The sequence below is a fragment of the Novosphingobium sediminis genome (assembly GCF_007991615.1).
Taxonomy (GTDB): domain Bacteria; phylum Pseudomonadota; class Alphaproteobacteria; order Sphingomonadales; family Sphingomonadaceae; genus Novosphingobium; species Novosphingobium sediminis.
Window position 1 is genome coordinate 168953 of the sequence record NZ_BJYR01000007.1, and the last position, 14250, is coordinate 183202.

Annotated in this window: 12 protein-coding genes; 7 read left to right on the forward strand and 5 right to left on the reverse strand. The window is 65.2% G+C overall.

The genetic code is table 11. The annotated features are described in order from the left end of the window. Nucleotides 1-116: 116 nt before the first annotated feature. Nucleotides 117-2354, reverse strand: coding sequence for a PQQ-dependent dehydrogenase, methanol/ethanol family (locus NSE01_RS05465; protein WP_174811999.1), 2238 nt, complete (start codon nt 2352-2354; stop codon nt 117-119). Nucleotides 2355-2491: 137 nt separating this feature from the next. Beyond that, the gene (locus NSE01_RS05470; protein ID WP_147158620.1) at nt 2492-3349 is read right to left on the reverse strand and encodes a DUF8021 domain-containing protein; all 858 of its coding nucleotides are present in this window, start codon (nt 3347-3349) and stop codon (nt 2492-2494) included. Nucleotides 3350-3429: 80 nt separating this feature from the next. Here NSE01_RS05470 and NSE01_RS05475 point away from each other — a divergent pair, with 80 nt between their 5' ends. The 3 genes from NSE01_RS05475 to NSE01_RS05485 are packed head-to-tail and all read left to right on the forward strand — an operon-like array spanning nt 3430 to nt 5030. Then, nucleotides 3430-3819, forward strand: coding sequence for a nuclear transport factor 2 family protein (locus NSE01_RS05475; RefSeq protein WP_147158621.1), 390 nt, complete (start codon nt 3430-3432; stop codon nt 3817-3819). 13 nt (nt 3820-3832) lie between these two features. After that, nucleotides 3833-4282 carry a nuclear transport factor 2 family protein gene (locus tag NSE01_RS05480; RefSeq protein ID WP_147158622.1) on the forward strand — a complete coding sequence of 150 codons (450 nt, stop codon included), beginning with the start codon at nt 3833-3835 and terminating at the stop codon, nt 4280-4282. A 7-nt stretch (nt 4283-4289) separates the two neighbouring features. Then, nucleotides 4290-5030 (forward strand): SDR family oxidoreductase, encoded by a 741-nt coding sequence (locus tag NSE01_RS05485; RefSeq protein ID WP_147158623.1) that lies wholly within the window; start codon nt 4290-4292, stop codon nt 5028-5030. A 129-nt stretch (nt 5031-5159) separates the two neighbouring features. Here NSE01_RS05485 and NSE01_RS05490 read toward each other — a convergent pair whose 3' ends face one another. Then, the gene (locus tag NSE01_RS05490; protein WP_147158624.1) at nt 5160-6629 is read right to left on the reverse strand and encodes an aldehyde dehydrogenase; all 1470 of its coding nucleotides are present in this window, start codon (nt 6627-6629) and stop codon (nt 5160-5162) included. A gap of 158 nt (nt 6630-6787) precedes the next feature. Beyond that, nucleotides 6788-9175, reverse strand: coding sequence for a TonB-dependent receptor (locus NSE01_RS05495; RefSeq protein ID WP_147158625.1), 2388 nt, complete (start codon nt 9173-9175; stop codon nt 6788-6790). A gap of 136 nt (nt 9176-9311) precedes the next feature. On the opposite strand from NSE01_RS05495, the gene NSE01_RS05500 reads away from it, so the two are divergent. Continuing rightward, on the forward strand, nt 9312-9776 hold the full coding sequence (locus tag NSE01_RS05500) for a MarR family winged helix-turn-helix transcriptional regulator (protein ID WP_147158626.1): 465 nt from the start codon (nt 9312-9314) through the stop codon (nt 9774-9776). Nucleotides 9777-9860: 84 nt separating this feature from the next. On the opposite strand, the gene NSE01_RS05505 is transcribed toward NSE01_RS05500, so the two are convergent. After that, nucleotides 9861-10574 (reverse strand): nuclear transport factor 2 family protein, encoded by a 714-nt coding sequence (locus NSE01_RS05505; RefSeq protein ID WP_147158627.1) that lies wholly within the window; start codon nt 10572-10574, stop codon nt 9861-9863. 116 nt (nt 10575-10690) lie between these two features. Here NSE01_RS05505 and NSE01_RS05510 point away from each other — a divergent pair, with 116 nt between their 5' ends. The 3 genes from NSE01_RS05510 to NSE01_RS05520 all read left to right on the forward strand — a co-directional run bounded on the left by NSE01_RS05510 (nt 10691) and on the right by NSE01_RS05520 (nt 14141). Further along, a complete protein-coding gene (locus NSE01_RS05510) occupies nt 10691-12283 on the forward strand; it encodes an MFS transporter (RefSeq protein ID WP_147158628.1) in 1593 nt (530 codons plus the stop codon). Next, a complete protein-coding gene (locus NSE01_RS05515; protein WP_147158629.1) occupies nt 12280-13194 on the forward strand; it encodes an SDR family NAD(P)-dependent oxidoreductase in 915 nt (304 codons plus the stop codon). The genes NSE01_RS05510 and NSE01_RS05515 overlap by 4 nt, the downstream gene beginning before the upstream one ends. Before the next feature lie 74 nt (nt 13195-13268). Further along, nucleotides 13269-14141: a dienelactone hydrolase family protein gene (locus tag NSE01_RS05520; RefSeq protein WP_147158630.1), complete on the forward strand. Its 873-nt coding sequence runs from the start codon at nt 13269-13271 to the stop codon at nt 14139-14141. The last annotated feature ends 109 nt before the right edge of the window (nt 14142-14250 follow it).

A 14250-nucleotide genomic window follows, 5' to 3' on the forward strand; every position in this document is an offset into this window, starting at 1 on the left:
AGCGGCTGCTGCAAGCAGCCAGCCGAAGGGGGTGCTGGCGCGACCGCCGCGTTTGATGCTTCGACAAGCTCAGCATGAGCGGGGTTAGTCGGGTTCAAGTATGGGGACAGCCCCCATCAATAATTGCTCAAGATCGTCAGGCTCGGCCCATCCAACGGCTTGCCCGCCTTCTGCTTCGCCAATTCATCCGCCCGTGTCTTGACCTGCTGGTCGATCAGATAGGCATGGATCGCATCCGCATCCCCGGGGAGAAGCACATCATCCCAGCGCGGCATCCCGCCCGGCGCCAGCGCCCCTTCCAGCACGATCTGCTTGAACATCTCATGCGTGCCCGGCTGCATCCGCCGAAGGTCCGGCGTGATCGAACGGTGCCGGTTGGCATGGCAGATCGCGCAATTGCCGAAGAACAGCCCCTGCCCCCGCGCAATCGTCTCCGCCGTCACGCCGGCTGCCTGCGCGGGCGGCTCGGGCGCCACTTCCAGCGGCGGCAGCAGCGGCGGCTGCTTCACTTTGCCCCCGCCCAGCCTGAACACCAGCAGCCGATTGAGATTGCCCCGGTCATACGCCGCCGAATAGCGCGGCACGAACGGGAACCCGCCCCCGCCCCACCCGGCCATGACCGCGACATACTGCACCCCGTTCACCCGATACGTCATCGGCGCCGCCATGATCGGCGTCCCCGTCTCGATCCGCTTGAGCACCGCGCCGGTCTTCGCATCGCGCACATAAAGCCGCCCGCCCACGTCGCCATGGATCAGCAAGCCCGAAGCCGTCGTCAGCACGCCCGCGCGGTCCTGCCAGCCCGCCGTATCCGCCGCCCACACGGTCTTGCCCGTCAGCGGCTCGATCGCGCGGATCTGCGCCTTGCCCGGATCGCGCAGCGCCTCGGCATAGGCGGGCAGCGCACGCACCGCATCCGCCATCGGCGGCGGCAGTGCGCCCAGCGCATCCTTCACATCGGTCGTGAAGATCAGCGCCGCATCGTTGTTCAGCCCCCGCGCCTTCAGCGGCTTCTGCCCCGGCGTCATGAAGATCAGGTTCCCCAGATCGAGCACCGCCGCATAATAGAGCCCCGTCGCCGGATCGAACGAAGCCGGATGCCAGTTGCGCGCCCCCGGCGTTGCCGGAAACACGATCTTCGGCCCTGCCGTATAGTCGCTCTCCTCGGGCGTCAGGATCGGCCGCCCGGTCGCGGGATCGATCCCCTTGGCCCAGTTCATCCGCACCAGCGGATTGGCCTTGAGCAGCTTCCCGGTTCCCCGGTCGATCACATAGAGAAAGCCGTTCTTGGGCGCATGGAGGATCACCGAACGATCTGCGCCATCCACCTTCAGATGCGTCAGGATCAGCGGCTGGGTCGAGGTGAAATCCCAGTTGTCCCCCGGCGTCTCCTGATAGTGCCACACCATGCGGCCCGTCCTGGGATCAAGCGCCACAAGGCTGCCAAGGTACAGATTATCCCCACCCGCCGGACTGCGCTTTGATGTCGCATAAGGCCCGCCATTGCCGGTGCCGACGAGCAGGTATCCGGTCTCCGGATCAAACACGATCGCATCCCACGGCGCCCCGCCGCCGCCGATATCCCAGCGACTCTTCGGGTCCCAGGTCTTCAGTGCTGCTTCCAACTCCGGACGTTCCTGCGGCCCGAGCGCCGGATCCTTCGGCACCACGTGCCAGCGCCAGCGCAGCTTGCCGGTCTCCAGATCGAGCGCCGTGACATAGCCGCGCACATCGTATTCCGCGCCGCCCATGCCGATAACGACGACGTCGCCCGCGATCTCCGGCGCGCCGGTCGAATTGTCGCCCTTCTTGCGGTCCTCGATGAAATCGCTCTTCCAGACCACTGCGCCGGTCTTCGCATCCAGCGCATAGAGCCAGCCATCGAGCGTCGCGACATAGACCTTGCCCCGCGCCACCGCGACCCCGCGGTTGACCATGTCGCAGCACGCCGTCCGGTTAAGCTGCATGTCCACATCCGGCTCGAACGCCCAGAGCTGCTTGCCCGTCGCCGCATCAAACGCATAAGCGCGGCCCGCCACGCCCGAGGTATAGAGCACCCCGCCGACCATCACCGGCGTCGCTTCCATACCCCGCGCAGTGCCAAGTTCCGCCTGCCACGCCAGCCCCAGCGCGACGACGTTCTTCGCGTTGATCCCCGTCAGCGCCGAATGATGCGTCTTGCCCGCATCCCCGCCCGGGCTGGTCCACTCAGAACCCGCGCCGACCATCGGCGGCGCCGCGCCGAGCGCCAGTGCCGCAAGCGCTGCGACAGCACCCTTCGACAAGCTCAGGGTGAGCGGGGCTTGGGAGACCCGCTGAACACCAAACCTGATCCCACCCCCAACCCCGCTCATGCTGAGCGCATCCTGAGTTTGTCGAAGGGCGAAGCATGCCCGCACAACACCTGCGCCGAACCGAGGCCTACCCCCAACCCCGCTCATCCTGAGCTTGTCGAAGGATGCTCGCGCAAACCTCTCCACCCACGCCCGCATCACAGCGAATCCCACGGGCTCGACATCCGATAGGGCACCGTAATGAAGTTCGCCTCGATCTGCTCGATCATCCCGTAGTCGATCTTGAACAGCTCCGAAATGTAGAAGCTGTGCGGCCGCCGCACCGGGCTCTTCACCGTGCGCCCATCAGTCAGCTGGTACTCATCGATCCGCCCCGAATGATCGATGAAGCCGAAGGCCAGCACCAGCCCCCGCTCCTCGTCCACCAGCGGAAACCGCCGCGCGCGCAAGTCATCGTCATAGCGGTAGTTGCCCATGCGGAACTGCTCCTCGCAGCCCAGCGCCGAAACCGGCACGATCTTGGCAAACTCGGGATTGCGCGTCGTCTGCACGCCGTTTTCCACGCGGTTGCAATCAGGATGGAACTTCGTGTGGATCGTCCCGTCATTCCGCTGCAGCGTATCGAAATAACCATTCGACAGCGCGATCATCTCCGCGCGCGGCACGGGTGCCACCACTTCGCGGTGCAGGATCGGCTTATCCCAATAGCGGCAGTTCTCGAACTTGATGCCGCTATCCGATTGCCGCACGATCAGCATCTCGCATTCGGCAATCGCGCCGTCGTCGTCGATCTTCAGCCGCAGCGTGAACGCGGATTCCTCGATCGCCTCGATCACCGTGCCGAAGTAGCCGACCTGCCCGGTCCGCACATCGGCAAAGCGCAGCTGATAGTCCCCCAGCCGCTGGATCGTGCCCCAAACCCCGTCGCCGATCTCCAGCATCACGTTGTTTTCGCTGTGATGTGCGCCCGCAGCCCAGATCAGCCGGGTGTGGTCGCCCGCATTCAGCGCGGCGAGGAATTGATCGAGTGCGGCGTAAAGACCAGCGCGGTCCATAATCTCTCCCATGAGGGCTTTACCGCCCTTCGATTTCCGGCATACCGTATCAAATGTTAGAATAAAAGGGGAGAGAGTCGATGGCGCGGACAGCCGCCGAACAGGCCAACCACGACCTCGTGATCGAGATGTACCACAAAGTCCTCATCGCGATGGATAGCACCGCGGTCGATCGCTACATTGCGCCCGGCTACATTCAGCACTCGATGCTCGCCCCGCCCGGCAGGGATGCGCTGAAAGCCTTTCTCGATCACGTGAAAGTCGAATCCCCCGATGCGAAGCAGACCATCCACCGCAGCTTTGCCGATGGGGACCATGTCATCGTCCATACCCATGTCGAGCGATGGCCCGGCGATCCCGGCCTCGCGGTGGTGGATATCTTTCGCTGCGAACATGGCATGATCGTCGAACACTGGGATGTGCTGCAGGACGTGCCCGCCAATCCCGTCAATCCCAACTCGATGTTCTGAGAGAGGAAACCCGATGCGCCGAGCCCTCATCGCACTCGCCCTCATCGCCGCCCCGGCAGCACATGCAGAAACCTGCAAGCTCACGCCGAAGCAGGTCGTCACCCAGTTCCTCCACGAATTCTACATCGAGAAGAAGGTGCGTTCCTCGTTCGAGAAGTGGGTCGATCCCGGCTACATCCAGCACAATCCCTATGCCCAGACCGGCCGCGAAGCCGCGATCCAGTTCCTCACCAAATTCGTCGAGGACAATCCCGGCCAGCGCACGCAGATCCACCGCATCATCGCCGACGGCAACCTCGTCGCCGCGCATAGCCACGGCTGGCAGGAAAGCGGCACGCCTGCCGAGCAGCGCGGCTTTGCGGTGGTGGACATCTTCCGCGTGAAAGGCTGCAAGGTCATGGAGCACTGGGACGTTATCAGCCCGGTCCCCGAAACCGCCGCCAACACCAACACGATGTTCTGAGGTCCCCATGCGTTTCCAGGACAAATGCGTCGTTATCCTCGGCGGCAATGCCGGCATCGGCCTCGCCGCCGCCCGCATGTTCGCGGCCGAAGGCGCCAAGCTCGCGATCACCGGCCGCAACCGCGAAACCCTTGCCCTCGCTGCCGAGGAACTCGGCGCGCTCGGCATCGCCAGCGATATGGGCGATGTCGAGCAGACCAAGGCCGCGCTCACTGAAATCGAACACACCCTCGGCGGGATCGACGTCCTCTTCGTCAACGCCGGCGTCGGCGGGTTCGCCGCCATGCCGCACGTGACCGAAGAGTTCTGGGACGGCATCCACAACGTAAACCTGCGCGGCGCTTTCTTCGCGATCCAGAACGCGCTGCCGCTGCTGCGCGATGGCGGTTCCATCGTCATCACCGGCTCGATCGGCAGCGAACTCGCGCTTGCCGGCAACGTGGCTTATGCCTCGGCCAAGGCGGGCTTGCGCGCCATGGCCCGCACCGTCGGCAAGGAACTCCTCCCCCGCCAGATCCGCGTCAACATGGTCAGCCCCGGCCCGACCGAGACCGAAATCTTCAAGCGCGGCGCCAGCGAGACGGAAATCGCCGCCACCCGCGCCATGCTCGGCGGAGTCGTCCCCATGGGCCGCATGGGCGAAGCCGAAGAAGTCGCCCGCGCCGTCCTCTTCCTCGCCAGCAAGGAAGCCAGCTTCATCAACGGCGTCGATCTCTACGTAGACGGCGGCTGCATCGAACTGGGCTAGCCAAAACCAGCTTTCGTCGGCCCGTGCTTGACACGGGCCTTGGCTTTTCTTGTTTGGCGCCGCGCCAGAAGAACAGCCAAGCCCCGTGTCAAGCACGGGGCGACGGAGAGGTTCTTGTACGGTGTTCTATCAAAGCGCGCTCGGCACCCCATCCAGCAGCAAGGTCTTCACCTCCAGATAGGCCATGAACCCCTCGCGCCCACCCTCTCGCCCGATGCCGGATTGCTTGAACCCGCCATAAGGCAGCCCGAAATCCATCCGCAGGCCATTCTGCCCGAACCCGCCCGTTCGCACCCGCCGCCCGATCCGATACGCCGCATCCACATCGTGCGTCAGCACCGAGCCATTGAGGCCGAAGCGCGAATCATTGGCGATGCGGATCATGTCCTCCTCGTCCTCCGCCGGGATCAGGCTGAGGACAGGCCCGAAGATCTCCTCCTGCGCGATGCGGCTGTCATTCGGCACATTGGCAAACAGCGTCGGCTCGATGAAATAACCCCGGTTCAGATGCGCCGGCCGCCCGCCGCCGCAGACGAGGTCCGCCACCTTGCGCCCCTCGGCGATATACATCTCCACCCGGTCCCGCTGCCGCTTCATCGCCAGCGGCCCCAATTGCGTGCGCGGATCATCGGAATGCCCGATCACCACCTGCCGCATCTCTCCCGCAATCGCCTCGGCCAATTCATCATGCCGCGCGCGCGGCACGATCACCCGGCTCAGCATCGCGCAGACCTGCCCGCTCATCATCGTGATCGTGCCAGCCAGCATCTTCGCGGCGATCTCGATAGGGAAATCATCGCGCACCAATGCGGCAGACTTGCCGCCCAGCTCCAACGTGCAGCGCGCGATCCGCTCCCCGCAGACGGACGCGATCCGCTGCCCCGCCACGGTCGATCCGGTAAAGCTCACCTTGTCCACGCCCGGATTGCACACAAGGTGATCGCTCGCCTCGCGGTGCCCCGTCACGAGGCCCACCACCCCCGCAGGCAGCCCTGCCGCCTCCGCCGCCTCGGCAATGATATAGGCCTCCAGCGGCGTTTCGGGCGAAGGCTTCATGATCACCGGGCAACCCGCCAGCAGCGCATAGGCCACCTTGTTCGCCATGATCCCGAACGGCCCGTTCCACGGCGCAATCGCCGCCACCACGCCCACCGGCTCATAGGCGACGAACCCCGCCGCCGCGCCCATGCTCGGCCGCTGCTCGACAAACGCAAAGCCCTCGGCCATCGCGGCCAGCCCTTCGAGCACCGCGACCGAACCGGCATGCATCGGCCCGGCAAAGCTGGCGAGGCCCCCCATCTGCGCCGTCCAGCACCGCGCCAGTTCATCCACCCGCGCGCGCAGATGCCCCACCATCCGCCGAAACGCAGCGATGCGCTCCGCCGGCGCCATGCTCGGCCAGGGTCCGTGATCGAACGCATGGCGCGCCGCCGCCACCGCCGCATCCATGTCGGCTGCGTCCGCCTCGGCGACAAGCGCCACCACCTGTTCGGTATCGGGCGAGATCAGCTCGATCAGCCGCCCGCTCTGCGCCGGCACCCATGCCCCGCCGATGAACAGCTTCTCGGGATGCGCGATGGAAACGCCGGCTGGCAGCATGGTACTCTCTCCCTGCAGCGCACGATCCGGCGCCTTCACGATTAAACCTACCATTTGTTACGATTGAAGCAAGGCCAACATGCAAGAAGGGGTGGCCCATATAGGCCACCCCTTCCTCCCTCATGAACCAGACCCAAGAATCGTGGAAGCGCTGAAAGTCAGAACTTCTTCTGCACCGTGAGCGCCCATTCGCGCGGACGGCCCACCTGGCTGTAGATCGTGCCGGTGAACGCCTGCACCGCGGCAAAGCGGTAGGGGTTGTAGTACTTGTCGAACAAGTTCTGCACTTCGAACGAGACCGAGAGATCTTCGCCCTTGTTGCGCCACGTCAGGCGAGCATTGGCCAGCGTATAGGCCGCCGCATAGTCGATCGGCGCACCGCCCGCGATGCGGCCATTGTTGTTGCGGCCGAAGTAGCTCATGTCGAAGCGCGGCGTGATCGAACCTGCCGAACCCAGCTCGGCGCGGTATTGCACGCCGAACGCCCACTTCCACTTCGGCGTGGCGATGGGATCGCTCAGCAGCACGGCATTGCCCACCCGCGGATCGATGCGCGACCATTCGCCGTCGAGGTAGCTGACCGAACCATCGAACGCGAGGCCGTCGATCGGATTGGCCTGAACCTCAAGCTCCACGCCCTTGATCTTGCCGTCACCCGCGTTCTGGCGTGCACCGCAGGGCGCGTTCGATCCCAGCGAGGCGCAGCTGATCAGAGGCAGCTGCACATCCTTGTAATCGTTGTAGAAGCCCGAGATGTTCACGCGCAGGCGGCGGTCGAACAGGTCGGTCTTGAGGCCCACTTCATAGGCGGTCACCGTTTCCGGGCCGAAGCTGCCGTTCAAGGCCTGCGGAGCGTCGAACGGACGCGCCGTCACGCCGCCGCCCTTGAAGCCGGTGCCCACGGTCACATAGGCCAGGATCTGCGGGCTGAAGCGATAGTCCGCCGAAATGCGCCAATCGACCTTGCTGCCGTCATAGACCGCCTTCACGCCATTGAGCGCGCCAAGGAAGTACGAGACCGAGCCGTCATAGTTGAGGCGCACGAAGGTATAGTCCTTGTGCTCCTTGGTATAACGCAGGCCGCCCGTCAGCGTCAGCCCGTCCACCGGCCGCGCGATCACCGTGCCGAACACCGCCTTGCTGTCGGCATTCACCGGATCGTTGCCGGTGAACTGGAAGTTCAGGCCCGGCGCGATGTAGCGGATGTCCTGCCGGGTGAAGTAGGTCGAACGCTGGTCGGAATAGAACCCGCCGAGGGTGAAATCGATCTTGTCGCCGATCTTGCCGTTGAAGCGCAGTTCCTGGCTGAAGAACCAGAACTTGAGGTCGTTGTAACCCTGGCCGACCACGTTGAGGTCCGGCGTGAAGTCGTCGTCGGTGCCCCACTTCTGGCGGTATTCGCGGTAGGCGGTGATCGACTGGATGTTGAAGTTGTCACCCAGCTTGAACGTGCCGTTGCCCGAAACGCCCCAGCCGGTGAACTTCACGCGGTTGGGCATGTAGTACCCGTCCTTCACCTGGCCCCACGGCCCGGGGATCGAAAGCCCCGGCGGCGGCGTGTTGCCCTGCGCGTAGAAGTTGGCGAACGTGCAGAAACGGCCGCACAGGTAGGTGCTGCTCACCCGCGCCGGGTTCACCGAAGTCACGACCTCGGCGGCGTTGGTGCGGTCTTCGTAGGTATAGTCACCCGCCACGATGTAATCGATGGCGTCGTTCGGGTTGTAGCGCAGCGAAGCGCGCACGCCCGCGTAGTTGCGCTCGCCCAGCTTGTCGATCAGGCAGCCCTGCCCGCTGCTCGGCCGCGCACCGATGCCCTGCGGGTTGTTCGGATAGACGCAGCCGTAATCGAGTTGATCGACATAACCGTTCTGCCGCTTGTAGACGCCCGAAACGCGGCCATAGAGCCCCTCGGCCAGCTTGAAATTGGCGCTGCCGCGCAGATCGACGCGCTGGCGGCTGCCGTAAACCGCTTCCACCGTGCCCGAGTTTTCATCGGTCGGCTTCTTGGAAAACAGCTTGATCGCGCCGCCGATCGAGTTGCGGCCCGTCAGCGTGCCCTGCGGCCCGCGCAGCACTTCCACGCGGTCAAGATCGAGCAGATCGAAGATGCCGCCGGTCAGCGTCGCGTAGTAGACATCGTCGATGTACATGCCCACGCCCGGTTCATAGGCGGGGTTGAAGTCGAACTGGCCGATGCCGCGGATCGAGGCGCCGAGCGAGGAACCATAGGCACCGCCCTGCGCATTGAGCACCACGTTGGGCGCCTGCGCGGCGATCTGCGAAAGGTCGGTCTGGTTGCGCGAGGCCAGCAGGTTCGCATCGATCGCGGTGATCGAAAGCGGCGTATCCTGCAACTTCTGCGAGCGGAACTGCGCCGTCACGACGATTTCCTTGATACCGCCGGTATCGTCAGCCGCCTGCGCGCTGTCCTGCGGCTGCGCCTGCGGTGCCTGCTGCGCGATGGCCGGAACCGCCATCCCGAGCGCGAGTGCCAACGCACTGCCGGCGGAAAAAAGACGCAACGATTGCGTGGATGTCTTCGCCATGGGTGATCCCCTCTCCTTGCATGGCCTTCTCCGAGGCCCGGTACCCTTCGACTGTACCGTTTGTTAGTAAGGCATACTAATTTATCCTTGGCAAGCCCCTCTTGCCCTCGGCCTCCGGCACCGCGATAAGCGCGCCATGGCCACTATCCAGTCCACCCGCCCCGAACTCGATCTCGGCGAGGATGCCGCACTGCTCGTCGATCTGCTCAAGCTCGGCACGTTCATCGCGCGCCCGATGCGCGAAGGCGTGGCCGAGCCGATGGCCCTCAGCCAGAATGACCTGAAGATCATCCTCGCGCTTGGCGGTGAAGGCGAACTCGCCGGGCACGAACTGTCCGACATCATGGGCCTGCCGCCGATGAACGTCAGCCGCGCGATCGCCGCGCTCAGCGAACGCGGCCTCGTCGAACAGGCCCCCGATGCCAATAACCGCCGCCGCAAGCCGGTGCGCCTGACCGCGGCGGGCATGGACCTGTTCCGCCAGACCATCCCCGCGATGGCGAAGATCGGCGGCCACCTGTTTGCAGACTTCACCCCCAAGGAACGCGCGGTGTTCCACGCAGCGGCGCAGGCAATTCTGGCGCGGATGACGGGGGGCTAGGTCAGCCCTCGCATACCACCGTCGCCCCGTGCTTGACACGGGGCTTCGCTTCTTGCCGCAAACGCTCAGCGCTCCGGCTGAAACCTACTGCTCCATAAGCCCCGTGAACGCCTCCACCCGGAACGCTTCCGCCAGCACCGGATGGGCAAAGCTCATCGGCACTTCCTGCCGGTGCGGCCAGGTCGGGCGGTAGTTGTCGCCGGGCAGGATCACGTCCGGCCCCAGCGGGTTCTCGGGATAGCACACCACCGCTGGCTGCAGGTGCGAGACGGTATGCGCCCAGCCGGTCTCGTAATCGCCCTGCCACTGCATCAGGTAATCGAGCCGCTTGATCTTCCACACGCCGTTCTCGCGCACGTAGTCGTTCTCGTAGATGCCCGATTCCCAGAATTGCTGCGGCATGTGCTCGGGCTTGTCGCCCACCACCTCGTCGTGCCAGCCGCCCGCAAGGATGCCGCGGAAGCGGGCCTTGGCGGTCTGCCGGTCGGGCGCGATGGTGATTACATCCTGCAGCTGGAAATGGTCGAGCAGCAGGCCTCGGATCGGCCCGCGCTGGCCCTTGGTGAACAGGTTCTGGAACCATGTGCCGTAGAGCCGCATGATCCCGGCATGGCCGCGGTATTCGCCCGAAAGGAACACCACCGCCCCGTCTTCGGCAAACAGCCCGGCCACTTCCTCGGGCCGGTTATAGTCGATGTAATAGCCATAGGCCCACTGCAGGCGGCGGATCGCGTTGAGGTCCTCCAACTCGCTGACGCGGTTTTCAAGGGCGGCAAGTCGCGCTTCCAGATCAGACATTTACCTAGCTCCCATCCACTCCGGTTCTCCGGAAATTTGTAAGTGAGGCTAACTAATCTCGAAACGATTGGCAATCGCCTCGCGCCGCGCCATGCTGCGCGAAAGGGGAGAGAAGAATGGATTCGAAAGGGGAGCCAAGTGCCTCCGAAATCCGCACTGTCATCGCGGCTTCGGCAGCGGGCACGGCGTTCGAGTGGTATGATTTCTACATCTACGGCACGCTCGCACCGCTGTTCGGCAAGCTGTTCTTCCCCGGCTCCAGCCCCGCCGCGGGCTTCCTCCTTGCGCTAGCCACCTTCGGCGTAGGCTTTGCGGCAAGACCCTTCGGCGCCGCGATCTTCGGCACGTTCGGAGACCGCTTTGGCCGCAAGGTCACGTTCCTCGTCACGATCACCCTGATGGGCCTGGCCACCACCGCAATCGGTCTGCTTGGCACTTATTCGCAGTGGGGCATCGCCGCACCGATCCTCCTCGTGCTGCTGCGCGCGTTGCAGGGCCTTGCGGTCGGCGGCGAATATGGCGGCGCGGTGATCTATGTGGCCGAACACGCGCCGGTGAAGAAGCGCGGGTTCTACACCGGCTGGATCCAGATCGGCGCCTCGGCGGGCTTCTCGCTCAGCCTCCTCGTCGTGCTCGGCACCGAAACCCTTGTGGGTGAGGAAGCGTGGCTGGCCTGGGGCTGGCGCCTGCCCTTCATCTCCAGCCTCGTCCTTCTTGCCGTGTCGATCTGGATGCGCCTCAAGCTCTCCGAAAGCCCGGTCTTCGCCGCCATGCAGAAAGCCGGCGAACTCGCCCGCAGGCCGCTGCGCGAAGCCTACGCCACGCCAAAACAGCTGCGCCGCCTTCTCGCCGTCACGTTCGGCGGCGCGGTGGGGCAATCGATCTGCGGCTATGTCGGCATGATCCAGCTGCTCAATTTCATGCAGGTCTCGGTCCATATGGACCCGGTGCTGACGCGCACACTGCTGATCGGAGTGCTGGGGGTGATGGCATTCGGCAATGTCCTCGCTGGCTGGCTGTCCGATTTCGTCGGGCGCAAGCCGGTGGTCATGGGGGGCTACCTCCTGTTCCTCATCGTCCTGTTCCCCGGCTTCCACATCCTTGGCGAGCGCGCCAATCCGGCGCTGGCGCAGGCTGCGCGCGAACATCCGGTTGTCGTCTCCGGCGCCGATTGCACGTTCAATCCCTTTGCGCAGCACGGGCAGACCAGCGCCTGCGGCAAGGTGCTCGATACGCTGACCCGCGCCGGCGTGCCCTATACCAAGCTTGATGCCCCCGCCGGTTCGGCCCCCGCCGTCACCATCGGCGGCAAGCCTGCGGCGATGGAAAGCCTCGACGCAGCGCTCGCCGCGGCGGGCTACAGCAGCAAGCCGGTCACCCCACCCGCCGGCAACCTGCTCGTCATCGTCATCGCGATGGTCGTGCTCGGGCTTCCCGGCATCATCACCTACGGCCCGCTGGGCGCGTGGCTGTGCGAGCAATTCCCTGCCCGCACCCGCTATTCCTCGCTCGCCACCAGCTACAACTTCGGTGTCGGCATCTTCGCCGGCTTCATGCCCTTCATCGTGCAGGCCATCGTGGCGACAACCGGCAGCGTCATGGCGGGCTTCTGGTATCCCTTCATCATGGTCGCCTTTGCCGCGGTGATCGCCACCTTCGGCCTGCCCGAAACGGCGGGCAAGCGACTCTCCGATGGGGCAAGTGCATGAGCTTCGCCGGACAAGTCGCGTTCATCACCGGCGGCGTCACCGGCATCGGCCTCGGCATTGCCCAAGCCTTCAGCGATGCGGGCCTGCGCCTCGCGGTGAGTTACCGCAACGAAGATCACCGCGCCCAGACCGCCGCATGGTTTGCGCAGAAAGGCCGCGAAGCACCGCTGTTCGTGAAGCTCGACGTGACCGACCGCGCCGCCTTCGCCAACGCCGCAGCGCAAGTGGAGGCGCATTTCGGCGCCGTCCATGTCCTCGTGAACAATGCCGGCGTCAGCGTGTTCGGCCCCACCGACGAAGCAAGCTACGACGATTACGACTGGATCATGGGCGTCAACTTCGGCGGCGTGGTCAATGGCCTCGTCAGCTTCCTGCCCAAGCTGAAAGCCGCCACCGGCCGCCGCCATGTCGTCAACGTCGCCAGCATGGCCGCGTTCCTCCCCGGTCCGCAGGCGGGGATCTACACCGCCAGCAAGTTCGCCGTGCGCGGCCTCACCGAATCGCTGCGCTACAATCTCGCGCCCCACGGCATCGGCTGCTCGCTGTGCTGCCCCGCGCTGACCCGCACCAACGCGTGGGATTCCGCCCTCAAGCGCCCCGCGGAATTTGCGGGCAGCGGCTTCGCCCCTGCCGACCGCAGCGAACTCGAACAGTTCGGCAGCGCCTTCGAGGCCGGCATGGATCCCTACGAAGTCGGCACCAAGATCCTCGCGGGGATGGAGCGCGGCGACGGCCTCATCCTCACCCACCCCGAATTCGCTGACGACTTCCGCGAGATCTACGAAAAGAGCCTCGCCGCCCTGCCGGATGAGGAAGCCCCGCCCGCCCGCCTCGAAATCGAACGCCTGCGCCGCGCGGCGATGGCGGCGGCAGAGGCCGGAACGGTCATAGGCCTCGGCGACCTGACCTGAGAGGCGCTTGCAAGCCCCGCTCGCGGCGGTAGTCTGCCCCCGCGCGCGTAGCTCCCAGCGAAAGACCCAGACCCATGTGTGACGAACAGACCGAAGCCCAGAACGCCGCATGGCTCAGCCGCCGCCAGTTCAGCGCCGCCGGCGCCGGGATGGTGATCATGGCCACGATCCCCGGTTGCAGCGCGGCACAGTCCGCCCCCGGCGATCTCCCGGTCAAGGGCCGCGCCGTCACTGTCACCACACCCGATGGCAAGGTCGATGCGTGGTTCTACACCCCCGAAACCGGCAAGCATCCCGCCGTCATCATGTGGCCCGATATCGCCGGCCTGCGCGAAGCCTACAAGACCATGGCCTCGCGCCTCGCCTCCGCCGGGTATGCCGTGCTCGTCGTCAACCACTACTACCGCGGCGCAGTCGCCCCGGTGCTCGATTCGCTCGTCGCATGGCGCACGCCCGAAGGTCAGGCCAAGCTGAAGCCGCTGATCGCCGGTATCACCCCCGCCGGCACGATGAGCGATGCCAAGGCCTTCGTCGCCTGGCTCGATGCGCAGGCCGAAGTCGATACCGCGAGGCGCATCGGCACCTGCGGCTATTGCATGGGCGGGCCCTACACCGTGCGCACCGCCGCTGCGGTGCCTGATCGCATCGGCGCCGCCGCCTCGTTCCACGGCGCGGGCCTTGTCGGCGAAGGGCCTGACAGCCCGGTCAATCTCCTCGCAAAGACAAACGCCAGCTTCCTCATCGCGATTGCCCAGAACGACGACGCCAGCGCCCCGGGCGACAAATCCGCCCTCGCCGACGCCGCAAATGCCGCGGGCCGCCCCGCCGAGATCGAAGTCTATCCCGCCCAGCACGGCTGGTGCACGATCGACGCCCCGATCTACGACAAGGTGCAGGCCGAAAAAGCATGGAGCCGCATGCTCGCGCTCTACGCCGCAAGCCTCTGATTCCGCCGATTGCGGCGCATTGGCAACAGTTCGGACACATTCCGTCGGCAGGCTTCACTATTCATCGTGCAATGAACGAGGGCAGGAGCATAGGGGCGCGGTTCATCCG